General features: G+C 56.8%; 22 protein-coding genes. 13 read left to right on the forward strand and 9 right to left on the reverse strand.

All coding sequences use genetic code 11. From position 1 onward, the window contains the following. The first annotated feature begins 7 nt into the window (after positions 1 to 7). The 5 genes from bamC to ypfH all read left to right on the forward strand — a co-directional run bounded on the left by bamC (position 8) and on the right by ypfH (position 5,652). The gene (bamC, locus tag DAI21_RS11310) at positions 8 to 1,042 is read left to right on the forward strand and encodes an outer membrane protein assembly factor BamC (RefSeq protein WP_100779350.1); all 1,035 of its coding nucleotides are present in this window, start codon (positions 8 to 10) and stop codon (positions 1,040 to 1,042) included. 110 nt (positions 1,043 to 1,152) lie between these two features. Further along, a complete protein-coding gene (purC, locus tag DAI21_RS11315) occupies positions 1,153 to 1,866 on the forward strand; it encodes a phosphoribosylaminoimidazolesuccinocarboxamide synthase (RefSeq protein WP_095282862.1) in 714 nt (237 codons plus the stop codon). Between the two features lie 120 nt (positions 1,867 to 1,986). Beyond that, on the forward strand, positions 1,987 to 2,856 hold the full coding sequence (locus DAI21_RS11320; RefSeq protein WP_100779351.1) for a neutral zinc metallopeptidase: 870 nt from the start codon (positions 1,987 to 1,989) through the stop codon (positions 2,854 to 2,856). Beyond that, positions 2,856 to 4,883, forward strand: a complete 2,028-nt coding sequence (locus tag DAI21_RS11325) for a tRNA(Met) cytidine acetyltransferase TmcA (RefSeq protein ID WP_107703143.1) — start codon at positions 2,856 to 2,858, stop codon at positions 4,881 to 4,883. The genes DAI21_RS11320 and DAI21_RS11325 overlap by 1 nt, the downstream gene beginning before the upstream one ends. 73 nt (positions 4,884 to 4,956) lie before the next feature. Then, positions 4,957 to 5,652 (forward strand): esterase, encoded by a 696-nt coding sequence (ypfH, locus tag DAI21_RS11330; RefSeq protein WP_100779353.1) that lies wholly within the window; start codon positions 4,957 to 4,959, stop codon positions 5,650 to 5,652. Positions 5,653 to 5,689: 37 nt separating this feature from the next. On the opposite strand, the gene DAI21_RS11335 is transcribed toward ypfH, so the two are convergent. The 3 genes from DAI21_RS11335 to DAI21_RS11345 are packed head-to-tail and all read right to left on the reverse strand — an operon-like array spanning position 5,690 to position 7,398. Next, the gene (locus DAI21_RS11335; RefSeq protein ID WP_059179411.1) at positions 5,690 to 5,887 is read right to left on the reverse strand and encodes a YpfN family protein; all 198 of its coding nucleotides are present in this window, start codon (positions 5,885 to 5,887) and stop codon (positions 5,690 to 5,692) included. A gap of 25 nt (positions 5,888 to 5,912) precedes the next feature. Next, the gene (gene dapE / locus DAI21_RS11340) at positions 5,913 to 7,040 is read right to left on the reverse strand and encodes a succinyl-diaminopimelate desuccinylase (protein ID WP_107703144.1); all 1,128 of its coding nucleotides are present in this window, start codon (positions 7,038 to 7,040) and stop codon (positions 5,913 to 5,915) included. A gap of 10 nt (positions 7,041 to 7,050) precedes the next feature. Beyond that, on the reverse strand, positions 7,051 to 7,398 hold the full coding sequence (locus DAI21_RS11345; protein WP_107703145.1) for an ArsC family reductase: 348 nt from the start codon (positions 7,396 to 7,398) through the stop codon (positions 7,051 to 7,053). A 389-nt stretch (positions 7,399 to 7,787) separates the two neighbouring features. Between DAI21_RS11345 and ypfM the strand changes: the two genes are divergently transcribed. Further along, positions 7,788 to 7,847: a protein YpfM gene (ypfM, locus tag DAI21_RS11350; RefSeq protein ID WP_100780840.1), complete on the forward strand. Its 60-nt coding sequence runs from the start codon at positions 7,788 to 7,790 to the stop codon at positions 7,845 to 7,847. A 114-nt stretch (positions 7,848 to 7,961) separates the two neighbouring features. On the opposite strand, the gene acrD is transcribed toward ypfM, so the two are convergent. Beyond that, complete coding sequence (gene acrD / locus DAI21_RS11355) at positions 7,962 to 11,075, reverse strand: multidrug efflux RND transporter permease AcrD (protein WP_100779356.1); 3,114 nt, start codon at positions 11,073 to 11,075, stop codon at positions 7,962 to 7,964. A 199-nt stretch (positions 11,076 to 11,274) separates the two neighbouring features. Beyond that, positions 11,275 to 12,966: a nitrate/nitrite two-component system sensor histidine kinase NarQ gene (narQ, locus tag DAI21_RS11360; RefSeq protein WP_107703146.1), complete on the reverse strand. Its 1,692-nt coding sequence runs from the start codon at positions 12,964 to 12,966 to the stop codon at positions 11,275 to 11,277. 178 nt (positions 12,967 to 13,144) lie between these two features. On the opposite strand from narQ, the gene aegA reads away from it, so the two are divergent. The 3 genes from aegA to DAI21_RS11375 all read left to right on the forward strand — a co-directional run bounded on the left by aegA (position 13,145) and on the right by DAI21_RS11375 (position 16,927). Beyond that, positions 13,145 to 15,121, forward strand: a complete 1,977-nt coding sequence (aegA, locus tag DAI21_RS11365) for a formate-dependent uric acid utilization protein AegA (RefSeq protein ID WP_107703147.1) — start codon at positions 13,145 to 13,147, stop codon at positions 15,119 to 15,121. A 65-nt stretch (positions 15,122 to 15,186) separates the two neighbouring features. Next, entirely contained in the window at positions 15,187 to 15,759 is a 573-nt protein-coding gene (gene nudK, locus DAI21_RS11370) for a GDP-mannose pyrophosphatase NudK (RefSeq protein WP_107703148.1), read from the forward strand. Positions 15,760 to 15,883: 124 nt separating this feature from the next. Continuing rightward, a complete protein-coding gene (locus DAI21_RS11375) occupies positions 15,884 to 16,927 on the forward strand; it encodes a DUF1176 domain-containing protein (protein ID WP_107703149.1) in 1,044 nt (347 codons plus the stop codon). A 51-nt stretch (positions 16,928 to 16,978) separates the two neighbouring features. Here DAI21_RS11375 and tkt read toward each other — a convergent pair whose 3' ends face one another. Beyond that, the gene (tkt, locus tag DAI21_RS11380; RefSeq protein WP_107703150.1) at positions 16,979 to 18,967 is read right to left on the reverse strand and encodes a transketolase; all 1,989 of its coding nucleotides are present in this window, start codon (positions 18,965 to 18,967) and stop codon (positions 16,979 to 16,981) included. 19 nt (positions 18,968 to 18,986) lie between these two features. Further along, positions 18,987 to 19,937 (reverse strand): transaldolase, encoded by a 951-nt coding sequence (gene tal / locus DAI21_RS11385; RefSeq protein ID WP_107703151.1) that lies wholly within the window; start codon positions 19,935 to 19,937, stop codon positions 18,987 to 18,989. A 292-nt stretch (positions 19,938 to 20,229) separates the two neighbouring features. On the opposite strand from tal, the gene maeB reads away from it, so the two are divergent. Then, a complete protein-coding gene (maeB, locus tag DAI21_RS11395) occupies positions 20,230 to 22,509 on the forward strand; it encodes an NADP-dependent oxaloacetate-decarboxylating malate dehydrogenase (RefSeq protein WP_107703152.1) in 2,280 nt (759 codons plus the stop codon). Positions 22,510 to 22,536: 27 nt separating this feature from the next. Here maeB and hemF read toward each other — a convergent pair whose 3' ends face one another. Next, positions 22,537 to 23,436 (reverse strand): oxygen-dependent coproporphyrinogen oxidase, encoded by a 900-nt coding sequence (gene hemF / locus DAI21_RS11400; protein WP_100779365.1) that lies wholly within the window; start codon positions 23,434 to 23,436, stop codon positions 22,537 to 22,539. Next, positions 23,433 to 24,308 (reverse strand): N-acetylmuramoyl-L-alanine amidase AmiA, encoded by an 876-nt coding sequence (gene amiA / locus DAI21_RS11405; protein ID WP_102104949.1) that lies wholly within the window; start codon positions 24,306 to 24,308, stop codon positions 23,433 to 23,435. Before amiA ends, hemF begins: the two co-directional genes overlap by 4 nt. Positions 24,309 to 24,522: 214 nt before the next feature. On the opposite strand from amiA, the gene DAI21_RS11410 reads away from it, so the two are divergent. The 3 genes from DAI21_RS11410 to DAI21_RS11420 all read left to right on the forward strand — a co-directional run bounded on the left by DAI21_RS11410 (position 24,523) and on the right by DAI21_RS11420 (position 26,030). Then, the gene (locus DAI21_RS11410; protein WP_047624910.1) at positions 24,523 to 24,948 is read left to right on the forward strand and encodes a GNAT family acetyltransferase; all 426 of its coding nucleotides are present in this window, start codon (positions 24,523 to 24,525) and stop codon (positions 24,946 to 24,948) included. Then, positions 24,935 to 25,384, forward strand: a complete 450-nt coding sequence (locus DAI21_RS11415; protein ID WP_102104948.1) for a DUF2919 domain-containing protein — start codon at positions 24,935 to 24,937, stop codon at positions 25,382 to 25,384. Before DAI21_RS11410 ends, DAI21_RS11415 begins: the two co-directional genes overlap by 14 nt. Positions 25,385 to 25,445: 61 nt before the next feature. After that, the gene (locus DAI21_RS11420; protein ID WP_107703153.1) at positions 25,446 to 26,030 is read left to right on the forward strand and encodes an RpoE-regulated lipoprotein; all 585 of its coding nucleotides are present in this window, start codon (positions 25,446 to 25,448) and stop codon (positions 26,028 to 26,030) included. Positions 26,031 to 26,108: the final 78 nt, after the last annotated feature.

Here is a 26,108-nt window from a genome sequence, read left to right on the forward strand (position 1 = left end):
AGATTTGATGGCTTACTCAGTACAGAAGTCGCGCCTGGCGAAGGTTGCGGGTGTTTCGCTTGTTATGCTCCTCGCAGCCTGTAGTTCAGACTCGCGCTACAAGCGCCAGGTGAGCGGTGATGAATCCTATCTGGATGCAACGCCGCTTGCTGAACTTCATGCGCCAGCGGGTATGATCCTGCCGATTCAAAACGGCGATTACAACATTCCTGTCACTAACAGCAGTGGCGCAGTAGGCAAAGCGCTGGACATTCGTCCACCGGCACAGCCACTGGCGCTGGTGAGCGGTGCCCGCACCCAGTTTACGGGTGACACGGCTACGCTTTTGGTCGAAAACGGTCGTGGCAACACCCTGTGGCCGCAGGTGGTCAGCGTGATTCAGTCGAAGAACTACGCGATTGATAAGCGTGACGACGCCAGTCAGAGTCTGACGACCGACTGGATCGAATGGAACCGTCTGGATGAAGATCAGCAGTACCGTGGTCGTTATCAAGTCTCTGTCAAACCGCAGGGTTATCAGCAGGCCGTCACGGTCAAACTGCTGAACCTGGAGCAGGCTGGCAAGCCAGTGGCGGATGCGGCCTCGCTGCAGCGCTACAGCACTGAAATGCTGAACGTGATTGCTTCTGGTCTCGATAAAAACGCGACCGATGCAGCGAACTCCGCGCAGAGCCGCAATGGCGTGACCTTCGATGTGCAGAGCGCAGCGGATGACACCGGTCTGCCAATGCTGGTAGTGCGTGCACCGTTCCAGCAAACCTGGCAGCGTCTGCCAGCCGTGCTTGAAAAAGCCGGTATGAAAGTGACCGACAGCACCCGTTCAACGGGCAGCATCACGGCCACTTACAAACCGCTTTCCGATAGCGCATGGCAGGAACTGGGTGCCAGCGATCCTGGCCTCGCGTCCGGCGATTACAAAATTCAGGTCGGTGACCTCGATAACCGCAGCAGCTTGCAGTTCATCGATCCGAAAGGTCACACGCTGACCCAGTCGCAGAACGATGCGCTGGTCGCGGTCTTCCAGGCTGCATTCAGCAAATAAAAAAACAGGGCTGGTTAATCCAGCCCTTTTTATTTTCGTGCTACGCAAACGTGTGCGTGGCATAATATCCCGAGATTTTTGTACATATCATCACACCAGGAGTAATGAAGATGCAGAAGCAAGCTGAGTTGTATCGTGGCAAAGCGAAGACCGTATACAGCACCGAAAACCCGGATCTGTTGGTGCTCGAGTTCCGCAATGATACGTCAGCAGGGGATGGCGCACGCATTGAGCAGTTCGATCGTAAGGGCATGGTAAACAACAAGTTCAACCATTTCATTATGAGCAAACTCGCCGAAGCTGGTATCCCGACTCAGATGGAAGCGTTGCTGTCCGATACGGAGTGTCTGGTGAAAAAACTGGATATGGTCCCGGTCGAATGCGTGGTGCGTAACCGCGCGGCAGGCTCCCTGGTGAAACGTCTGGGTATTGAAGAAGGCATCGAACTGAACCCGCCATTGTTCGACCTGTTCCTGAAAAATGACGAAATGCACGATCCCATGGTCAACGAATCCTACTGCGAAACCTTCGGTTGGGTGAGCAAAGAGAACCTGGCGCGCATGCAGGAGCTGACTTACAAAGCCAACGACGTGCTGAAAAAGCTGTTTGATGACGCGGGCCTGATCCTGGTCGACTTCAAACTGGAGTTCGGTCTGTATAAAGGTGAAGTGGTGCTGGGGGATGAGTTCTCCCCGGACGGCAGCCGTCTGTGGGACAAAGAGACCCTGGATAAAATGGACAAAGACCGTTTCCGTCAGAGCCTGGGTGGCCTGATTGAAGCGTACGAAGCCGTCGCGCATCGTCTGGGCGTTAAACTCGATTAATTCCCTTGCGGGCCAAAGGGTGGAAACATCCTTTGGCTTGTTACCATTGTTTCCTATGGTAATCCGTCCGTTAACCGCCTACGATCACTCTATTCATATTGAGAAAGTTTCGAGGTGGTTATGCGCTGGCAAGGGCGTCGTGAAAGTGACAATGTAGAAGACAGGCGCAGCAGTGGCGGCATGGGGCCGTCGATGGGCGGTGGCGGGATGCGACTTCCCGGCGGTAAAGGTGGCATTGTTCTGCTGATTATCGTGCTGGTGGCGGGCTACTACGGTGTCGATCTGACCGGTTTAATGACCGGAGAGCCGGTTCCACAACAACAGCAATCTCAGCGCTCCATCAGTCCGAACGAAGATGAAGCCGCAAAATTCACCTCTGTCATTCTGGCGACCACTGAAGATACGTGGAGCCAGCAGTTTGAAAAAATGGGCCGCACTTACCAGCAGCCAAAACTGGTGATGTACCGTGGCGCGACGCGCACGGGATGTGGCACCGGACAGTCTGTAATGGGACCGTTCTATTGCCCGGCAGACAGCACCGTCTATATCGATCTCTCCTTCTATGACGACATGAAACGCAAACTTGGCGCTGACGGCGATTTTGCCCAGGGCTACGTGATTGCGCATGAAGTCGGTCACCACGTACAAAAACTGCTCGGCATCGAACCGAAAGTGCGTCAGCTGCAGCAAAACGCCTCCCAGACCGAAATCAACCGCTTGTCCGTGCGTATGGAACTGCAGGCCGACTGCTTCGCAGGCGTCTGGGGCCATAGCATGCAGCAACAGGGCGTGCTGGAGTCGGGCGATCTGGAAGAGGCGCTCAACGCCGCACAGGCTATCGGTGACGACCGTCTGCAACAGCAAAGCCAGGGGCGCGTGGTGCCAGACAGCTTCACCCACGGCACTTCCGAAGAACGCTACACCTGGTTTAAACGTGGTTTTGCGAGTGGCGATCCGGCTCAGTGCAATACCTTTGGTAAAGCCATGTGATGTTGCGCGGCAGGGAAGAGGCGGTCACCTGGTTTGAACCACTGGCCGCACAGTTACAGCAGGAAGGTCATCGTCGGTTGCTGGTGCTCAGCGGTAGCGACACGTGGTCGCAGACACAGGCTTTGACGCTTCGCGACGCGCTTTCCGGCGACTGGCTGTGGGTTGGAAACGACGCGCCCGTTGAGCCGCACTGCGCGCCGCAAGCGCTAAAAAATCTGCTCGGACGCGAGTATCGTCACGCGATTTTCGATGCCCGTTGCGGTTTTGATGTCGCAGCCTTTGCGGCGCTGAGCGGCACATTACGCGCGGGCAGCCTGCTGGTGTTACTTACGCCTCCCTTCGCCGTCTGGCCCGGTCAAACCGACAGTGATTCGCTTCGCTGGAGCGACAGCGATATCCCCATCGCGACGCCGCATTTTGTTCACCATTTTTGTCGGGTGGTGAGCGCCGATCCCGATGCGTTGATCTGGCATGAACACCAGCCCTTACCTGATTTCCCCTTGCCTTCGGCACCCGACTGGCAGCCTGCCAGCGGCGAGCCGCAGCGCGAACAGGCTGACATTCTGGCGGCACTAACCGGGATGGAAACCGGCGTAGCGGTGGTGACGGCACCGCGCGGGCGGGGGAAATCCGCGCTCGCAGGGATGCTGTTACGCCGTATTTCGGGGCGGGCTATCGTCACTGCGCCTGCGAAAGGGGCAACAGACGTCATCGCCCGCTTCGCGGAAAATCACTATCACTTTATGGCCCCGGATGCGTTGCTCGCCTCGGACCAGCAGGCCGACTGGCTGGTGGTTGATGAAGCCGCCGCCATTCCCGGGCCGCTGCTGGAACAGCTGGTGTCGCGTTTTCCGCGCGTATTACTCACGACGACAGTGCAGGGTTACGAAGGTACGGGGCGCGGCTTTTTACTCAAATTCTGCGCGCGTTTTAGCGGCCTGCACTCTTTCACGCTCTCGGCCCCCATTCGCTGGGCGGCGGGTTGCCCCCTTGAGCGCGTGATAGCGGATGCGTTGTTATTTGATGACGACATCGTCGACGCGATACCCGGCGGTACACCCGAGATCATTTCCCTGGAACAAAACGCCTGGGAGAGCCAGCCGCAGCTTGCCGCTGATATCTACCGGCTCTTGTGCTCAGCGCACTACCGCACCTCACCCCTGGATTTGCGCCGGATGATGGACGCACCGGGCCAGCATTTTGCCGTCGCCCGCACCGGGAAAGCGCTGGCAGGGGCGCTGTGGCTGGTAGACGAGGGTGGGTTAACGCCGGCGTTGAGCCAGGCCGTGTGGGCAGGCTACCGACGCCCGCGCGGCAATCTGGTGGCGCAATCTCTTGCCGCCCACGGAGGATCACCGCTTGCGGCGACACTTGTCGGGCGGCGCGTTACCCGCGTAGCGGTCCATCCGGCGCGTCAGCGCGAGGGCATCGGCCAGGCGCTGACGGGCAGCGCAGGTGCGCACCGACAGCAGGATTATCTCTCCGTCAGCTTTGGCTATACCGAGGGGCTGTGGCGTTTCTGGCAGCGCTGCGGCTTTGTGCTGGTGCGTATGGGCAGTCATCGCGAGGCCAGCAGCGGCTGCTATACGGCGATGGCGCTACGGCCCATCAGCGAGGCGGGGCAGGCGCTGTGCGCACAGGAACATCAGCGCCTGTGCCGCGATGCGCGGATCATTGAACGCTGGAACGGCGAAAAGATCCCGGTAGACGATCGCTGGGAGACTACCCTTAATGATGATGACTGGCTGGAGTTAAGTGGTTTCGCCTTTGCCCATCGTCCTCTCTCGACGTCTGCAGCAGCGCTCACGCGCCTCCTGCTGGCGGTACCTATACCGCTGGAGGCCCTGCGCGGCAGGCTGGAAGAGGGCAAAGAAGACGCGCAACTGTGCGCCGAGCTGGCACTTCACGGACGTAAGACGTTACTCATACGACAGCGCCAGGAGGCCGCGCAGGCCCTTGAATCGCTTGATCGCTGCCGCTGCGAGCGGCTCAAAAGTGACGTTTTGCAATGGCAATTTTTTCAATGACTTCTTCAATGAAGTGGCATGGTCATTACCCCGCAGAGGCGTAAAATCCTGACTATCAATTAAGGAGACTGCCATGAAACATGACCATTTTGTTGTCCAAAGCCCTTCTGCCCCAGCGCAACAACTGCTGCTGCTGTTTCATGGCGTCGGTGATAATGCAGTGAATATGGGGCAAATCGGCAGCTGGTTTGCGCCGATTTTTCCCGACGCACTCATCGTCAGCATTGGCGGCGTAGAGCCTTGCGGCCCACAGGGGCGTCAGTGGTTTTCTGTGCAGGGCGTGACGGAAGAGAACCGTCAGGCACGCATCGATGCCATCATGCCGACCTTTATCGACACCGTACGCTACTGGCAACAGCAGAGCGGCGTAAGTGCCGGAGCAACCGCGCTGATTGGTTTCTCGCAGGGGGCGATTATGTCGCTGGAGAGCGTGAAAGCACAGCCCGGACTGGTCTCGCGTGTGATTGCCTTTAATGGCCGCTTTGCAACTCTGCCACAGAGTGCCACGACAGCAACCACCATCCACCTGATTCACGGCGGTGAAGACCGCGTGATTGAGTTGTCCCATGCGGTGGCGGCTCAGGAAGCGCTGATTCGTGAAGGGGGAGATGTGACGCTGGATATCGTTGATGAACTGGGTCACGCCATTGACGATCGCAGCATGCAGTTCGCGCTGGATCACCTGCGCTTTACCGTTCCGAAGCACTATTTCGACGAAGCGTTAAGCGGCAGCAAGCCAAACGACGACGATATTGTCGAGTTTATGTAAGTTCAAACCCCTCTCCCGTGGGAGAGGGTTTTTGAAACTATTTCTTCTGGTCTTTCTTCGGCCAGTTGTCGTCATCGTCCCACTTATCGTTAAAATCACGATGCGGGGGAAGCTCAGGTTTGTTGGCGAGGAACTTCTTATGGTCTACGCGCTTCAGATCTTTGATCACGTTCAGCAGCACGCCTACCAGAAACACCAACACCAGAATCCACCAATATTTTGCCAGCCAGTCCATTCGCTATTCCTTCTCAGAGCAGTCGTCAGGCGACGAGTTGCTCCATAATACGTTGATACATACGAGCCAGTAGCTGCAAATCAGCCGCGTTCACGCATTCATTGATTTTATGAATGGTGGCGTTTACTGGGCCCAGTTCGACAACCTGCGCACCCATGCGGGCGATAAAGCGTCCGTCTGAAGTGCCACCGGTCGTCAGGAGCTGCGGTTTGATCTCATTATAGTGCGCGATAGCGTTTACCACCGCATCCACCAGCTTGCCGCGCTGGGTCAGGAACGGCTGGCCGGAAAGCCACCAGTCCAGGGTGTAGCGCAGTTCGTATTTATCCAGCAGAGCAATCACGCGGGATTTGATCATCTCGTCGGTCAGTTCCGTGCTAAAGCGGAAGTTGAACTGCACGAAAAGATCGCCCGGAATAACGTTGTTGCTGCCGGTGCCCGCCTGGACGTTGGCGATCTGCATGCTGGTCGGCGGGAAGAATTCATTGCCTTTATCCCACTCGATCCCCACCAGCTCGCTCAGCATTGGCGCCGCGCGATGTACCGGGTTATCAGCGAGATGCGGATAGGCCACGTGGCCCTGCACGCCGTGGATGGTCAGGTTGCAGGTCAGTGAGCCGCGACGGCCATTTTTCACCACGTCACCGACCACTTCCGTGCTCGACGGCTCGCCTACCAGGCAATAATCCAGGCGTTCGCGGCGTTCCATCAGCGCTTCGACCACTTTCACCGTGCCATTTTTGGCGCTGGCTTCTTCGTCGGAGGTGATCAAAAACGCGAGACGATTTTTGTGGTTCGGGTGCTGGGCGACAAAGCGTTCGGCGGCCACCACCATCGCAGCCAGCGAGCCTTTCATGTCAGCAGCGCCGCGGCCAAACAGCATGCCATCGCGGATAGTGGGTTCGAAAGGAGGATTGATCCAGCGATCGGCGTCACCCGCAGGGACGATATCGGTGTGTCCGGCAAAAGCCAGCGTTTCGCCCTGGCCGCGCCATGCCCAGAAGTTCTGGGTGTCGCCAAAATCCATACGCTCAACGGTAAAACCAATGGCGCGCAGGCGCTCAATCATTAATGCCTGACAACCTGCATCGTCCGGGCTAAGGGAGGGACGGCGAATAAGCTGCTGAGTCAGCTCAATGACCGGGCATGACATAGACTACACCTCAAATATAAGTCTGATAACTGGATTCACTAAAACCCAGCAGCATAGGCTGCCCAGGCGCACAGAGCAATGGGCGTTTGATGATCGCAGGCATTTCGAGCATTAATTTCGCTGCGCTGTCGGCGTCAGTGATGGTATTGCGTACTGATTCATCGAGTTTTCGCCAGGTGGTCCCGCGGGTATTCAGCAGCGCTTCCCAGCCCAGTTCTGCGATGGCGCTATGCAGAAATTCCGCATCAAGGCCATCTGCGCGATAGTCATGAAAGCGATAATCAACGTGGTTTGCCTCAAGGAAGCGGCGTGCTTTTTTGATGGTGTCGCAATTTTTAATGCCGTACATCACAATCATCGTGAATCCTTTTGTCTTTATTAATAACAAATGTTCAATTTTTTCGACTTTAAATTGTTCAGAGAAATATAACACATTCAGCTTATCGTTAATTCTGCTATGCCGATTAATTCAACGTACAACTGTTCGCTGAATAGTGTTTCATTTTTTACGCATAAAAGTCCAGCCGTGTAAAATTTCTTTTAAAGTCAGTCCAGAATAAGATTATCACCCGCTCGTATGGTTGTTTCTAAATATTGCTATTGGTCACATAAAATTAAAGGTAATCGCGCCATATTTGTCTCAGGGCCAGCACAGGAGCGGGGGACACAATCGTAACCATTGATTAAATTATCTTCACAATGACGATATATTCTCATAGAATACGCATAATAATAAGAGAGGTTGTTATGATTGAACGTGAACTGGGGAACTGGAAAGATTTTATCGAAGACATGCTTCGTAAATGATCTTCAGGAAGAACTGCAAGAGCACTTAATTTAGTTATAAAAATGATGTGATAGGTATCAAACAAATCACACGTTAAAAAGGCGGCTATCAAAGCCGCCTTTTTTATTGCCTGATTACTCCGGCTTTTCTTTTAACGGGAAGCGCTGGCGCACCAGCACAAAGAACAGCGGTACGAAGTAAATGGCGAGAATGGTCGCGGAGATCATGCCCCCCATCACGCCGGTCCCGACCGCGTGCTGGCTGCTCGAACCTGCGCCAGAACTGGTGGCCATCGGCAGGACGCCAAACACGAACGCCAGCGAGGTCATCAGGATTGGGCGCAGACGCTGACGGCAGGCGTGCAGCGTGGACGACAGCAGATCGTGGCCCTTCGAATTCATCTCATTGGCAAACTCAACGATCAGAATGGCGTTCTTCGCCGACAACCCGATCACCGTCAACAGCCCCACCTGGAAGTAGACATCGTTCTCAAGCCCTCGCATCCAGGTGGCGAGCAGCGCGCCAATCACACCCAGCGGTACCACCAGCATCACCGAGAACGGCACCGACCAGCTCTCATACAGAGCGGCCAGACACAGGAAGACGACCAGCAATGAGACGGCATACAGAGCAGGGGCCTGTGCGCCAGACAGCCGTTCCTGATAGGACATGGCCGTCCACTCCAGGCCAAAACCGGCCGGTAGCTGTTGTACCAGTTTTTCCATGGTGTCCATGGCGGTACCGGTACTGACGCCCGGCGCGGCTTCGCCGACGATTTCGAGCGCCGAATAGCCGTTGTAACGCTCAAGTCGTGGAGAGCCGCTCTCCCAGTGAGAGGTGGCAAAGGCGGAGAAGGGCACCATGCCGCCGGAATTGTTACGCACATACCAGAGATTAATGTCGTCCGGCAGCATACGATACGGCGCGGCGGCCTGAACGTAGACCTTCTTCACGCGGCCCCGGTCCATAAAGTCGTTCACATAGCTGGAGCCCCACGCGGTTTGCAGCGTGTCGTTGATATCATCAATAGACACGCCCAGCGCCTGCGCCTTGCGCTGATCGATATCAATCTGCAGCTGCGGGCTGTCATCCAGACCGTTGTGACGCACGCGGGTAAGCGATTTATCTTTCCCCGCCAGTTCGAGCAGCTGGTCGCGCGCGGCCATCAGCGCATCGTGTCCGACTCCGGCGTGATCCTGTAATTCCATATCAAAGCCAGCTGAACTGCCGAGGCCGCTGATCGCCGCCGGGCTGCTGGCGAAAACGCGCGCCTCTTTGATGTGGCTAAAGGCTTTGGTGGCACGCTCGATAATGGCGAAAGAGGAGCCGGTCGTGCTGTCGCGCTCGTCCCAGTTTTTCAGGCGCACGAACATACGGGCGACGTTCTGCCCGTTCCCGCCGGGGCCGGAACCGACCGTGGAGAACACCGACACAATATTGTCTTTCTCTTTGGTGAAGAAATAGGATTCGACGTTCTCAACCACCTTCAGCGTCTGCTGCTGGGTGGCCCCGCTCGGGAGCTGCACGGAGGTGATAAACATTCCCCGATCTTCCAGCGGCAGGAACGAGGTTGGCAGGCGCAGGAATAAGAAGACCATCCCGCCGAGCAGCAGAACGTAAATCAGCATCCAGCGCAGGCTGCGGTGCAGGATTTTCCCCACACCCGCTTCATATCGCGCTGCATTGCGGTTGAACATCCGGTTAAACCAGCCGAAGAACCCTTTTTGCCCGTGCTGTTCCCCCTTGTGTAACGGCTTGAGCAAGGTTGCGCAGAGGGCAGGGGTCAGGATCATCGCCACCAGCACCGACAGCACCATCGCCGAGACGATTGTTATCGAGAACTGGCGGTAAATTGCGCCGGTGGTGCCGCCAAAGAAGGCCATCGGCACAAACACAGCGGAGAGCACCATCGCGATGCCGACCAGTGCCCCCTGAATTTGTCCCATCGATTTGCGCGTCGCTTCCCGCGGCGACAGCCCCTCTTCGCTCATGATGCGCTCGACGTTCTCCACCACCACGATGGCATCGTCCACCAGCAGGCCGATCGCCAGCACCATCGCAAACATGGTCAGGGTGTTGATGCTGTAGCCAAAGGCATAGAGCACGGCAAAGGTGCCGAGCAGTACGACGGGAACGGCGATGGTCGGAATGAGCGTGGCGCGGAAGTTTTGCAAGAACAGGTACATCACGAGGAAGACCAGCGCGATGGCCTCGAGCAGCGTTTTCACCACGTCCTCAATCGAGGCTTTAACGAAGGAGGTGGTTTCATAGGCAACTTTGTATTCCAGCCCATGCGGGAAATACTGGGACAGCTCATCCAGACGGTCGATGACCAGCTTCGCGGTCGCCATTTCGTTCGCGCCGGAGGCCAGTTTCACCCCGATACCCGACGCCTGATTGCCGTTAAACCGGCTCAGGTAGTCGTACTTTTCGGCACCCATTTCGACGGTGGCGACGTCGCCGAGTCGCACTTCGGAACCGTCCTGATTCACGCGCAGGGTGATATCGCGGAACTGCTGCGGCGTCTGGAGCAGGGATTGCGAGTTGATGGTGGCGTTCAGCGCCTGTTTATCCACCGACGGCGTACCGCCCAGTTGCCCGACGGCGATTTGCGCGTTCTGGGATTTGATGGCGTTAGTCACATCGGTTGCGGTCATCTGCACGCTGTTCAGCTTCGCCGGGTCCAGCCAGATGCGCATGGAATACTGTGAGCCATAGGCGTCGATATCGCCGACGCCGTTGATACGGCTTAAGGGGTCCTGAATATTACTGGCAACGTAGTCCGAGATATCCTGCTTATCCATCGAGCCGTCGGTCGAAACGAAGGCGATGGTCAGGATGTTGGAATCGCCGGTTTTACGCACCGTCACGCCCTGGTTCTGCACCGCCTGCGGCAGCTTACGCATCGCCGACTGCAGCTGGTTTTGTACCTGCTGCACCGCTTCATCGGGATCGGAACCGGCGGTAAAGCTTAACGTCACCGTCGCCTGGCCAGTCGCGCTGCTCTGGGACGACATGTACATCAGGTTATCCAGCCCGGTCATGTTCTGTTCAATCACCTGAGTGACCGTATTTTCCAGCGTTTGCGCCGATGCGCCCGGGTAGTTCGCGGTAATACGCACGTTCGGCGGAGCCAGGTCGGGGTATTGCTCCACAGGTAAAGACAAAATAGCGAGAGTGCCCGTCAGACATAAAATAATTGCCAGCACCCAGGCAAAAATGGGGCGATCAATGAAAAAATTCGCCATTAAAGTAAGACCTCGTAAGCTTGCATCGTTGTTGTTTATTGCCCGCTTAACTCTAGCGGCAAGGCGGATGCCAAACGTGGAGAAAAAAAGGAGATAGTGTAAATTATCATGCGCATTTACAGCGCCTTGTTAACTTTCCGCCCTGTCGATTATTACCTGGTGGCGTCGCATCGGCATGACGGTTTTCGGCAATTTACCGTTATTTACCCGCTTCAGGTTCCGGCGTGCGAAAACGAATACACACCTGCGTCCCGCCGTTTTGCGGCTGCGAAAAATCGAGCGTGCCACCCAGTCGCTCCGCACGTTCGCGCATAATGTTCAGACCGTAGTGTCCTGGCGGTTCGCTGGCGTCGCCAATCCCAATGCCATTATCCCGAATATAGACCGTGTGCTCGCCATCCGGTGCAGTCACGCAACTGACCGTAATCACCGTCGCGTCGGCGTGTTTGATGGCGTTCAGCACCGCCTCACGCACGATCTGCAGCAGATGAACCTGCTTTTGCGCATCCAGCGCCAGGGACGAGAGGCGACAGTCCAGCTCCAGTTTCGCACGGGTCTGGCTTTGTAGCCCTTCGAGTGCCTCCTGCAAAGCCGCGGGAAGATTGGAGTGGTTCAGCGTCAGGCGGAAGGTGGTCAACAGCTCGCGGAGCTGGCGCCAGGCGTTGTTCAGCTCGCGCGAGAAGTCGGTGATGATGGTCTGCGCCGGGACGTTATCGTCCGGCACCGCACGCTTGAGCAGCGCCAGCTGAATGCGCAGGTAGGAGAGCACCTGCGCCAGCGAGTCGTGCAGTTCGCGGGCAATGGTGGCGCGCTCTTCCATCAGCAGCAACTGCTGGAAATGCTTTTGCGCCTGATTGAAATAGAGCCCGCGCCCAAGCATCGTCGCCACGTTTTTCATCAGCGGCTCCGGCACGATGTTTTCGCTCTGCCAGCGCAGCTCACCGAAGCGCGTCTCCTGCATAACCACCGGCAGGGTGAAGGTCTGCTGTTCCGCTTTTTTCACCCCTTCACACAGCTGCCAGTTATCGCTGGCCTGCAGTTCCAGATAGCTCATTCCCGTGTATTCCTGAACCATCTGGATGATATGGCGGAAACTATGGGGGTCTATCTGGCTGGTATTCAGCGCCTGAGAGCACTTGAACAGCATTTCGAGCTGCTGGTGGGCTTCGTTCAGGTGACGAGTCTTCTCTTCGACCGTAATTTCCAGCGAGCGATAGTGTTTATGTAGCTCGGCGGACATATGGTTGAAGGTGCGCGAGAGCAGCCCCAGCTCGTTGGGCAGGTGCGTGTCCTCGGCCTGAATGTCGAAATTCCCCTGTTCCATTTTCTGGCTGGCGAACACCAGATGATTGAGCGGTGCGGCCACCTCCCGGCGGATCCCGCGCAGGGTCATAACCACCAGCAGCAAAATCCCCACGCCGCCCGCCAGGGAAATGGCGACCACCAGTTGCATTTTATGTTCTGCATAGTGCTGAAGAGCCAGCACGAAGGTGTCTATACGCTCCACATATTGCTGAATATGGTCCTGATACCAGGTTTTATCTCCCGCTTCGAGATGGTCGTCCATCTCGGCCCACGCCAGCTGCAGCTGCTGATATCCCGTTTTCACCGACGCCGGTACATACCAGCGATCGAGTTCTTGCAGGACGGGCAAGTTCAGGGTGTTTTGCCAGTGGAGACGGTGGGCGGAAAAATCAGCGCTGTTGCGCTCCAGATCGTAGCCGAGCCGGTAACTTTGCATGCGTAAAGAGCCTGCAATATTAATGGCTTCGGCATCGCGCAGACTGCTGGCAAGCGTCATCAACGCAATGCCGCTGGTCAGAACGGAGAGCAAAATAATGGAGATGAAAGCCCGGGCCAGGCTTCCTGATACAGGACGTTTAACGATCACAACTCGGCTTCCTGAATGTAACTGAAACGCAATTTCACCTGCGATGAAATAAATTGATCTGCCGCAGGGATGTCGTCATTAGTCCCATAACTTGGGCAAATGACCATTGCCTGGGACTATCGGGGTCGTCAATATTCTTATAAAAAATAGGGTTAATGCTACCAGAACAGGTGCCTTTATGAATCGTTTTATTATGGCCGATAACCTGCAATGTATTGGCTGTCATGCCTGCGAAGTCGCCTGCGTGATGGCGCACAATCATGAACAACATGTTTTAAGCCAGCGCCAGTTTATCCCGCGCATTACGGTGCTGAAAGAGGGTAAACGGCGCAGCGCGGTCACTTGTCATCATTGCGAAAACGCCCCCTGCGCGCAAAGCTGCCCCAATGGGGCGATTGCTAAAAGCCACGACAGCGTACAGGTGAATCAGCAAAAATGCATTGGTTGCAAAGCCTGTGTGGTCGCCTGTCCGTTTGGCACGATGGAGATCGTAGTGACGCCCGTGTCCGACGGACAGGTCAAAGCCACGGCACACAAATGCGATTTGTGCCACGACAGGCCGCAGGGGCCGGCGTGCGTGGAGAATTGTCCGGCAGATGCCCTGACGCTGGTGACGCCAGACGTGCTGCATCGTCTGGCGAAAGCCCGCCGTTTGCGCGCTGCCTGCCAGGAGGCTCAGCCGTGGCACAGCGAGGCAACGCCGGTTGCGTCACCGCACACCAAAATCCAGCAAATGCAGGCCCTCACGGCGCGCGGCGAGCCGGACAAGCTCAGCCCGCAGGCGCGTGCAGACAATTTCGATGAAATCTATCTGCCGTTTCGTGCAGAGCAGGCGCGCCGCGAGGCGGCACGCTGCCTGAAATGCGGAGAGCACTCCATCTGCGAATGGACCTGTCCGCTGCACAACCACATTCCTCAGTGGATCGAGCGCGTAAAAGCCGGGGATATCGACGCGGCGGTGGAACTGTCCCATCAGACCAACTGTTTGCCAGAAATCACCGGGCGCGTCTGTCCGCAGGACCGGTTGTGCGAAGGGGCCTGCACGGTACGCGATGAATCCGGCGCGGTAACCATTGGCAATATCGAACGCTACATCTCTGACCAGGCGCTGGCGGCAGGCTGGCGGCCCGATTTGACCGGCGTCGCGCCTGTCGATAAGCGTATTGCGATTGTTGGCGCAGGCCCGGCGGGGCTGGCCTGTGCCGACGTGCTGATCCGCCACGGCGTGAGCGTCACGGTCTACGACCGGCACCCGGAGATCGGCGGATTACTCACCTTTGGCATTCCGGCGTTCAAACTGGATAAATCCCTTCTGGCACGGCGACGGGAGATTTTCACCGCCATGGGAATACAGTTCGAACTCAACTGTGAAGTGGGTAAAGACCTGCCGATGTCTCAGCTGCTCGGCGAATACGACGCGGTGTTTGTCGGCGTGGGCACCTATCGCTCGATGAAAGCGGGCATTCCGCACGAAGATGCGCCGGGCGTGTACGACGCCTTACCTTTCCTGGTGGCGAATACCCGCCATCTGATGGGGCTGGCGCCCTCAGCGTCCGAACCCTTTATCGATGTCGCCGGATTAAACGTGGTGGTACTCGGCGGCGGGGATACGGCGATGGACTGCGTGCGCACCGCGCTGCGCCATCAGGCGGCAAAAGTAACCTGCGCCTATCGTCGGGATGAGGCCAACATGCCTGGCTCGAAAAAAGAGGTCAAGAACGCCAAAGAGGAGGGGGCGCACTTTGAATTCAACGTGCAGCCCGTCGAACTGGTTCTGGATGCGTCGGGCAAGGTGAACGGCATTCGCCTGCTGCGCACCCGGCTTGGTGAACCGGATGCGCAGGGGCGGCGGCGTCCGGTGCCTGTCGAGGGGAGCGAGTTTGTGATGCCCGCTGATGCGGTGATCATGGCGTTTGGCTTTAACCCGCACTCGATGCCGTGGCTACAGGCGCAGGGGGTGAACGTTGACGACTGGGGGCGTATCGTGGCGAGCGTGGACAGCCCCTATCGCTACCAGACCAGCCATCCGCAGATTTTTGCCGGCGGTGACGCGGTGCGCGGTGCTGATCTGGTGGTTACGGCGATGGCCGAAGGGCGTCACGCCGCACAAGGGATGATGGACTGGCTGCAAATCAGATGGCCAAACTCCCACTAATCAGCGGGGCGACAAAGCGGGCTTCTCGGCGTACTATGAATCACTCATTACGTCCTGGAGCCCGTATGAGCCTGAAAATTGAGATCATCAAAGATAAAATCCTCTCAGAAAATTATTTTGTCCTGCGCAACATTACCTACGATTTAACTCATCACGGCGACGTCGTCCGCCACAAGCGCGAAGTCTACGATCGCGGCAACGGTGCCACCATCCTGTTATACAGTCGTGAAAAGCAAACCGTCGTGCTGATCCGCCAGTTCCGCATCGCGACCTGGGTGAATGGCAACCCGGACGGGCGCCTGATCGAAACCTGCGCCGGGCTGCTGGATAACGACGAACCCGAAGTCTGTATCCGCAAGGAAGCCATCGAAGAGACGGGCTTTGAAGTGGGAGACGTCACGAAGCTGTTCGAGCTGTACATGTCCCCCGGCGGCGTGACGGAGCTTATCCACTTCTTTATCGCCGAATACACCGACGCACAGCGCAGCAACGCGGGCGGCGGCGTTGAGGACGAAGCCATCGACGTGCTGGAAATTCCTTATACGCAGGCGCTGGAAATGGTAAAAACCGGTGAAATTCGTGATGGTAAGGCGTTGATACTGCTCCAGTATTTACAGCTATCTGGCCTAATGTCTTGATTAATAAACTATCGCTAAATCATAATCCAGATAAATCTATCCGATAAATCCGATTGAGCAACCCCGGACAGAACACGAAGATACAGCCAGTTTTCGAGTTTCTGCTTCCGGGATTGTGCCTTCCATGCGTCACAGCATTCTTCTTTTTTTATTCCTCAGCATACTGCCTCTGCCACTGGTTTGGGCGGCGCCTGCACAGCAGTCGTTTTCTGACTGGCAGGTCACCTGCAACAACCAGAACTTTTGCGTCGCGCGCAATACCGGTGAGCATCAGGGGCTGGTGATGACGCTAAGCCGCAGCGCGGGGGCCAAAACGGATGCCAATCTGCGGATTGATCTGGGGGGGCTGGAAACGTCGCCTGTGAAAGAAGCGCCCATCGCGCCGCGTCTGCTGCTGGACGGTGCGCCGTTGTCGCTGGATGCGCAGCGCTGGAAGCTGTCGCCATGGCATCTGGTGACCGATGATACTGCGACTATCGCCGCGTTTCTGAAAACCATTCAGGAAGGGGAGGCGCTGACGCTCAAAGGCGGAAAACAGATTGTCTCTCTGGCCGGGCTGAAGGCGGCATTACTTTTTATTGATTCCCAGCAAAAGCGTGTGGGAAACGAAACCGCGTGGATTAAAAAGGGCGACGAACCGCCGCTGAGCGTGCCACCGGCTCCGGCGCTAAAAGAGGTCGCAGTGGTCAATCCGACGCCGACGCCCCTGACGCATGAAGAGCTGAACGATCTGCTGGATTACGGCAGCTGGCGCATGAACAACAGCCAGTGCTCGCTCGACCCTAACCGTCGCGAAGTGCGGGTGATGGCCTTAACGGATGACAAAGCGTTGCTGATGATAAGCTGCGAAGCGGGGGCCTACAACACGGTGGATCTGGCGTGGCTGGTGTCGCGTAAAAAGCCGTTTGCAGCCCGAACCGTGCGGCTGCGTCTACCGTTTGTCTCGTCGAGCGAGAGCAGCGAGATGGAGCTGATGAATGCCCGCTTTGATGAGAAAACGCGTGAACTGACGACGCTGGCGTTAGGGCGTGGCATGGGCGACTGCGGTATCCAGACCCGCTGGCGTTTTGACGGCCAGCGTTTTCGTCTGGTGCGGTATGCCGAAGAGCCGAGCTGCGATAACTGGCATGGGCCAGATGCCTGGCCCACGTTGTGGATTACGCGCTAATCTGCTCGGTACGGTCTTACTGTCGTGCAGCAGCGCGCGCTTCAGTGCGAACTACAGCACGCCGAGCGCCTTCTCGACCACGTTCTCAACCGTAAAGCCAAAGTACGGGAACAGCTTATCCGCTGGGGCCGATTCACCGTACCCCGTCATCCCGACGATAGCCCCTTTCAGGCCGACATATTTGTACCAATAGTCGGCAATCCCCGCCTCCACGGCCACGCGCGCGGCGACGTTTGAAGGGAGCACGGATTCCCGGTAGGCCTCATCCTGCGCATCAAAAATATCCGTCGAAGGCAGAGACACCACGCGAACAGCGTGTCCTTCGGCGGTCAGCTTCTCCGCCGCTTTCACCGTGATTTCAATTTCCGAACCTGTCGCAATCAAAATCACATCCGGCTTACCGCCGCTGTCTTTCAGGATGTAACCCCCACGGGCGATATTTTTTACCTGCTCCGGCGTGCGCTCGATCTGCGCCAGATTCTGACGCGACAGGATCAGCGCCGTCGGCCCGGTGTGGCGCTCCACCGCCAGCTTCCAGCCGACAGCCGCTTCGACCTGATCGCAAGGCCGCCAGGTGCTGAAGTTTGGCGTCAGGCGCAGGCTGGCGAGCTGTTCAACCGCCTGGTGCGTCGGGCCGTCTTCCCCCAGTCCGATGGAGTCGTGGGTGTAGACCATAATCTGCCGCGCTTTCATCAGCGCCGCCATACGCGCCGCATTACGGGCATACTCAACGAACATCAGGAAGGTGGCGGTGTAAGGGACAAATCCGCCGTGATGGGCGATACCATTCGCGATGGCCGTCATCCCGAACTCGCGCACGCCGTAGTGGATATAGTTTCCTGAGATATCCTCTTTCAGGGAGGTCGAGCCGGACCAGATTGTCAGGTTACTTGGGGCCAAGTCCGCCGAGCCGCCCAGCAGCTCCGGCAAAATCGGGCCTATGACGTTAAGGGTATTTTGCGACGCTTTACGGGTGGCGATTTTCGCCGGATTGGCCTGGAGATCGTCAATCAGCGCCTGGGTTTTCGCTTCCCATTCGTCAGGCAGGCCGCCGCTCATGCGTCGTGAGAACTCAGCCGCCAAATCAGGATGCGCCTTTTTGTAAGCGCTGAATTTTTCATTCCACGCCTGCTGGGCTTTTTCGCCGTCCTCGCGTGCGTCCCAGGCTTTGTAAATCTCTTTCGGGATCTCAAAGGCCGGGTACTTCCAGCCCAGTTTCTGCCGCGTCAGCGCCACTTCCTCTTCACCCAGCGCCGCGCCGTGCGCCTCCTCTTTGCCCGCTTTGTTAGGCGAGCCGAAGCCAATCACCGTACGGCAGATAATCAGCGACGGTTTATCCTTCACGCTCTGGGCTTCGAGAATCGCTTTCTTGATCGCTTCCGGGTCGTGGCCGTCGATTTCATGCACCACATGCCAGTGATAGGCCTCGAAGCGTTTTGCCGTATCGTCGGTGAACCAGCCTTCGGTCTCCCCGTCGATGGAAATGCCGTTGTGATCGTAAAAACCGATCAGTTTGCCAAGCCCAAGCGTCCCCGCCAGCGAGCAGACCTCGTGGGAAATCCCCTCCATCAGACAGCCGTCGCCCATAAATACGTAGGTGAAGTGATCGACAATCTCATGATCCGGCTGGTTGAACTGCGCGCCCAGCGTGCGTTCGGCAATCGCCAGCCCGACGGCGTTCGCCAGCCCCTGGCCGAGGGGACCGGTGGTGGTTTCCACGCCCGGCGTATAGCCCAACTCCGGGTGGCCCGGCGTTTTAGAGTGCAGCTGACGGAAGTTTTTCAGCTCTTCGAGCGGCAGGTCGTAGCCGGAAAGGTGCAGCAGGCTATACAACAGCATCGAGGCGTGACCGTTTGAGAGAATAAAGCGGTCGCGGTCATACCAGGTTGGGTCCGTCGGGTTGTGTTTCAGGAAGTCATTCCACAGCACTTCGGCGATATCGGCCATGCCCATCGGCGCGCCGGGGTGGCCAGAATTGGCTTTTTGTACCGCATCCATGCTGAGGGCGCGAATGGCATTGGCTAGCTCTTTACGGGACATAATTCACTCCATGGCATGATTAAAGTTTGGCGGCGAGAAGATCTTCCAGTTTGCGCTGGTCAACGGCGAAAAGGCGGATGCCTTCGGCCAGTTTATCCACGGCCATCGCGTCCTGATTATGTTCCCAGCGGAACTCCGCTTCGGTGAGCGGCTTCGGTTTTGGCAGGACGGTTGAGGTCGGGATGAGCTTACGCACCACCGGTTCTTCTTTTTCCTGCAGATCTTTTAGCAGATTAGGGGAGATGGTCAGACGGTCGCAACCTGCCAGCGCCAGGATCTGCTCGGTGCGACGGAAGCTGGCCCCCATCACGATGGTTTCATAGCGGTGCTGTTTGAAGTAATCGTAGATATTACGCACCGATTTCACGCCCGGATCTTCTTCCACCACGTACGGGTCCATTGGCTGTTTCGCCTGATACCAGTCGTATATACGGCCAACAAACGGCGAGACGAGGAACACGCCCGCTTCGGCGCAGGCACGTGCCTGGGCAAAGGAGAACAGCAGCGTCAGGTTGCAGTTGATCCCCTCTTTTTCCAGCACTTCGGCGGCGCGAATGCCCTCCCAGGTGGAGGCGAGTTTAATCAGAATGCGCGATTTATCGATATCCTGCTCCTGGTACAGCTCCACCAGGCGGTGCGCTTTGGCGATGCTCTTTTCTTTGTCGAACGACAGGCGTGCGTCCACTTCCGTCGAGACGCGTCCCGGGATGCTTTTCAGAATTTCCGCACCGATATTGACCGCCAGTTTGTCGCTGGCCTCCGCCACTTTCTGCTCCTGAGTTTTGCCGCGCTGTTTGCCGTAGTCGATGGCGTCATCGATCAGGTGGCTAAAGTGCGCAAGGCCGGCCGCCTTCAGCAGCAGTGACGGGTTGGTGGTCGCATCTTCCGGTTGATAGTGGCGGATGGACTCGATATCGCCGCTGTCGGCGACAACCGTGGTGAATTGTTTGATGCCGTCTAATTGATTCATGGAAATGACTCCTTAGAAAAAACAGAGTTAAGCGAGTGCGTTCGTTCACACTTCTGCGAAATACATGACGTACTTAACAAAAAAGCATAGCAGACGGGGGAGGCATTGCTTTCGGGAGTGGGTAACATGGTTGTTATAAATTGATAACAAATTTTGCCCTGCGATGGTGAGAGTTTGGCTGCCTTCAAAGTTTGAACCGTCCGCAGGGGCGATACTATGCGCCACTCCAGGGTGAGCATCAGGAACGTGAGTACGCCACCCTTTTTGATCGATACGTGAAAGGAACAATAAGATGGATGATCAGTTAAGACAGAGTGCCCTCGATTTTCATCAATTCCCTGTACCGGGCAAAATCCAGGTTTCCCCCACTAAGCCACTCGCCACCCAGCGCGATCTGGCGCTGGCCTATTCACCCGGCGTTGCCGCGCCTTGCCTTGAGATCGAAAAAGATCCGTTAGCGGCCTACAAATACACCGCTCGAGGCAACCTGGTGGCGGTCATTTCCAACGGCACCGCGGTGCTCGGGCTTGGCAATATCGGGGCGCTGGCCGGTAAGCCGGTGATGGAAGGGAAGGGCGTACTGTTCAAGAAATTCGCCGGTATCGACGTGTTTGATATTGAAGTGGATGAGCTGGACCCGGACAAATTTATTAACGTTGTGGCCGCGCTGGAGCCAACCTTTGGCGGCATCAACCTTGAAGACATCAAAGCGCCGGAATGTTTCTACATTGAGCAGAAACTGCGTGAACGTATGAACATTCCCGTGTTCCACGATGACCAGCACGGCACGGCGATCATTAGCACGGCGGCCATTCTGAACGGATTGCGCGTGGTCGAGAAAAATCTCTCCGATGTGCGCATGGTCGTTTCCGGCGCGGGTGCGGCAGCGATTGCCTGTATGAACCTGCTGGTGGCGCTGGGCATGCAGAAACACAACATCGTGGTCTGTGATTCGAAAGGCGTTATCTATAAAGATCGCGAGCCGAACATGGCGGAAACCAAAGCCACCTACGCGGTGGTGGATGACGGCAAACGCACGCTGGACGATGTGATTGAAGGGGCGGATATCTTCCTCGGCTGCTCTGGCCCGAAAGTGCTGACCCCGGAAATGGTCACGAAAATGGCGCGTGCGCCTATGATTCTGGCGCTGGCAAACCCGGAGCCGGAAATCCTGCCGCCGCTGGCGAAATCCGTGCGTGAAGACGCCATTATCTGTACTGGCCGTTCCGACTATCCAAACCAGGTTAACAACGTGCTGTGCTTCCCGTTCATCTTCCGCGGTGCGCTGGACGTGGGTGCCACGGCGATTAACGAAGAGATGAAGCTCGCGGCTGTCCATGCGATTGCGGAGCTGGCCCATGCGGAGCAGAGCGAAGTGGTGGCCTCGGCGTATGGCGATCAGGATCTGAGCTTCGGCCCGGACTACATCATTCCGAAACCGTTCGACCCGCGTTTAATCGTCAAAATCGCCCCGGCCGTTGCCAAAGCGGCGATGGATTCCGGCGTGGCGACGCGCCCGATTGAGGACTTCGACGCTTATATCGATAAGCTGACCGAGTTTGTCTACAAAACGAACCTGTTCATGAAGCCGATCTTCTCGCAGGCGCGCGCCGACGCTAAACGCGTGGTGCTGGCCGAAGGCGAAGAGGCGCGTGTGCTGCATGCGACGCAGGAGCTGATCACCTTAGGGCTGGCGAAACCGATCCTGATTGGTCGTCCGAGCGTGATCGAAATGCGCATCCAGAAACTTGGTCTGCAGATCAAACCGGGTGTCGATTTTGAGATCGTGAACAACGAATCGGATCCGCGCTTCAAAGAGTACTGGAGCGAGTACTACAGCATTATGAAACGCCGGGGGATCACCCAGGAGCAGGCGCAACGCGCGGTGATCAGCAACACCACGGTGATCGGGGCGATCATGGTTCATCGTGGCGAAGCTGACGCCCTGATCTGCGGGACGATTGGCGATTATCACGAGCACTTCAGCGTGGTGCAGGAGATCTTCGGCTATCGCGATGGCGTGCATACGGCGGGGGCGATGAATGCGCTGCTGCTGCCAAGCGGTAACACCTTTATTGCCGATACCTACGTCAACGACGATCCGACGCCGGAGGAACTGGCGGAAATCACCGTAATGGCGGCGGAAACCGTCCGTCGTTTTGGTATCGAACCGAAAGTGGCGCTGCTGTCGCACTCTAACTTTGGCTCATCCAAATCTGCGGCGGCCTGCAAAATGCGCCAGACGCTGGAGCTGGTGCGTGAACGCGCCCCGGAGCTGATGATTGATGGTGAGATGCATGGCGATGCCGCGCTGGTTGAGAGTATCCGTAACGAGCGGATGCCGGACAGTCCGCTGAAAGGCTCGGCGAACGTGCTGATTATGCCGAACGTGGAAGCGGCGCGTATCAGCTATAACCTGCTGCGTGTTTCCAGTTCTGAAGGGGTGACCGTGGGGCCGGTACTGATGGGCGTCGCAAAACCGGTACATGTGTTAACGCAGATTGCGTCCGTGCGTCGTATCGTCAACATGGTTGCGCTGGCGGTGGTCGAAGCACAGACGCAGCCGCTGTAAGCGCGGCGTCGTCTGTGCTGTCGGGTGTTAAACCCACTCGCGGACTTTCAGAAACTCACTCAAGGCAGCCTCCGGGCTGCCTTCTTTTGGCTCGAAATTATACTCCCAGCGCACCAGCGGCGGCATCGACATCAGAATCGACTCCGTGCGCCCGCCGGTTTGTAGTCCAAACAGCGTGCCGCGATCCCACACCAGGTTGAACTCCACGTAACGCCCGCGACGATAAAGCTGGAACTCACGCTCGCGCACGCCGTAATCCGTCCCTTTGCGCCGCTCGACAATCGGCAGGTACGCGTCCGTATAGCCTTCGCCAACCGCCTGCATAAAGCTGAACGCCGTATCAAAATCGGGCGCATTCAAATCGTCAAAGAACAAGCCGCCAATGCCGCGCTGTTCGTTCCGGTGCTTGAGATAGAAATAGTCATCGCACCACTTCTTGTACTTCGGATAAACCTCTTCGCCAAAGGGCTGACAAATATCGCGCGCGGTGCGGTGCCAGTGAACGGCGTCCTCTTCAAAGCCGTAGTAGGGCGTTAAATCGAAGCCGCCGCCAAACCACCACACCGGATCGGCACCCGGTTTCTCGGCGATGAAAAAGCGCACGTTGGCGTGGCTGGTGGGCACAAACGGGCTGTGCGGATGAACGACCAATGAGACGCCCATGGCTTCAAAACTGCGTCCGGCCAGCTCCGGGCGATGTGCGGTGGCTGAGGCCGGCATGGCGTCGCCGTGAACGTGAGAGAAGTTAACGCCTGCCTGCTCAAACACGCCGCCGTTACGCAGCACGCGGCTGCGCCCGCCGCCGCCAGCCTCGCGCTGCCAGTTGTCTTCCTGAAATTCGCCCCCGTCGACGGCGGCCAGTTTCTGGCAAATCTGATCCTGCAGTTGCAGCAGAAACGCTTTGACCTGCTGAGAGTTCGGTTTCATTTACGTCTCGTCGAATGCGCTTTTTGATTATCAAACCAGTTGAAGTAACTGATCACTCCGGAGGCAATGGCGTTGGCGATCTTCTGGCGAAACGCGGTGGTGCCGAGCAGACGCTCTTCTTCCGGGTTTGTGATGAACGATGTCTCGACCAGCACGGACGGAATTGACGGTGATTTCAGTACCACAAACGCCGCCTGTTCCGTGCCTTTACTGTGCAGGCGATGCACCGGTTTGATCTTCTTTAGAATATGCGACCCGAGCGTCAGGCTATTTTTGATGGTGTCGGTCTGAACCAGATCGAACAATACCTGCTGCAGGAGATGGTCTTTATCGGTGGTTTTTTTGCCCGCCACTTCATCCGCGCGGTTCTCGCGATCGGATAAGTATTTCGCCATGGCGCTACTCGCACCGCGGTTGGAGAGGGCAAATACCGACGCACCCGCGGCGCTCGGGTTGGTAAATCCATCGGCGTGAATCGACATAAACAGATCCGCGCCGTGCTGGTGGGCGATCTCTACGCGGTCATACAGCGGGATAAAGGTATCGCCGCTGCGCGTCAGACGCGCGTCAATGCCGTTACTGCGCAGAATCGAGCGCACGTTTTTGGCGATCGCCAGCACCACATGTTTCTCTTTCGAGCCGTTGCGACCAATTGCGCCGGTGTCGATTCCGCCGTGTCCCGGATCGAGCATCACCACCCGTTTTGCCCCGGCTTTTTTTACCTTGGGCTTACTGTGTCCATTGCTGGTTTTCAGGGTGCTATCGTCTTTAGCCTGTGCCTGTGCGATGCCTGTTAACGTCAAGGCCGCCAGCCCCGCTTTGAGAACCTGACGACGCGATGTGAGTGTTTTTAAAGGTTTGAATGTGCTCATGCGGCCTGAATTGTAAAAAATTGGGGGTCCTGGTGTTATATCGTATCGCGTTTAGCGTGACGACAGTCCTTGTTGAGAATTGTTTTACTTTTCATTTCAATACGTGACAGAGTGACATTATGCCAAATTTTCGCACATTTTTCGCCGCTTATTGGCTATTGGCGGCGTTCGCGCCATAATCACTGTTTTTAAACCCAAAAAGGCGGTTAATACCATGGAGATACGCGTTTTTCGCCAGGAAGATTTCGAAGAGGTGATTACCCTTTGGGAACGCTGCGATCTGTTGCGTCCGTGGAACGATCCGGAAATGGATATCGAGCGTAAGGTCAATCACGACGTCAGCCTGTTCCTGGTCGCCGAAGTCAACGGTGAAGTGGTGGGGACGGTGATGGGCGGCTACGACGGCCACCGCGGCTCGGCCTATTACCTCGGCGTTCACCCGGAATATCGGGGTCGCGGCATCGCCAACGCGCTGCTCAACCGCCTGGAAAAGAAACTGATTGCCCGCGGCTGCCCTAAGATTCAGATCATGGTGCGCGAAGATAATGATGTGGTGTTGGGGATGTACGAGCGTCTTGGATATGAGCACGCCGATGTCCTGAATTTAGGGAAGCGCCTGATCGAAGATGAAGAATACTGAGTTTCACCCGGCCCACTATGACAGTCAGGGCCGCGTCAAATTGCCCTTTTTATTCTGGTGTGTGCTGCTGCTTCAGGCTCGAACCTGGGTTTTGTTTGTGGTGGCGGGGGCGTCCCGCGATCAGGGAAGTACGCTGCTGAATCTGTTTTATCCCGATCGCGATAACTTCTGGCTCGGGCTGTTGCCCGGCGTCCCGGCGGTGCTGGCCTTTTTACTCAGCGGACGGCGACAGCTTTTTCCGCGCATCTGGTACAGCCTGCGCTGGCTGTTGATTCTCGCCCAGGTGGTGCTGCTGTGCTGGCAGCCATTGCTGTGGTTTTACGGCGAGCCTCTCGGCGGAATCGGTATTGCGCTGGTCGTGGCGGATATTGTCGCGCTGCTGTGGCTGCTGACGCACCCGCGTCTGCGCGCCAGTTTCACGATAGAAAAAGATTAAAGGCACTTTTTATCGATGCTGGACTCCAACAAGCGTTGAATTAACAAGAAAGGACGTTTCAATGAAATCGCTGCGTTTAGTTTTATGCGCTTTGCCGCTGGTGTTAACCGGATGTTCAACGCTCTCGTCAATCTCCTCCATTAACTGGTCGGCGGCCTATCCGTGGAACTGGTTCGGCTCCTCATTCGAAGTGACTGAGAAGGGCGTCGGAAATATTAACGCGACAACGCCGCTGAATCAGGACGCGATTGAATCCGCCTTAAGCAGTGATTACCGCCTGCGTAGCGGCATGAAAACGGAGAATGGTGCCATTGTGCACTACTTCGAAGCGCTGAAAGACGACAAGCTGGCGCTGATTATCAATGGCGATAAAGGCACCGTAAATCGCGTTGAAGTGCTGGACCGCGATGTGGAGACTGACAGCGGCGTGAAAGTCGGTACGCCATTTAGCGAGCTGTATCAGAAAGCATTCGGCAACTGTGAAAGCGCGGTTGCGGATGAGAAAGTCGCGGTGGAGTGTAAAGCCAAAGACAGCCAGCATATTCGCTATCTCTTCACCGGCGAGTGGAGCGGCCCGGAAGGGTTGATGCCGGCGGATGACACTCTCAAAAACTGGACCGTGAGCAAAATTATCTGGCAGCAGTAATTTGCGCCTGAACAAACCGCCTCGCTGAAATCCAGGTATAATAGCCGCCATCAATGCCACGAACGCGTGGCATCTTTT

This window comes from Lelliottia sp. WB101, from assembly GCF_003051885.1.
GTDB lineage: Bacteria > Pseudomonadota > Gammaproteobacteria > Enterobacterales > Enterobacteriaceae > Enterobacter > Enterobacter nimipressuralis.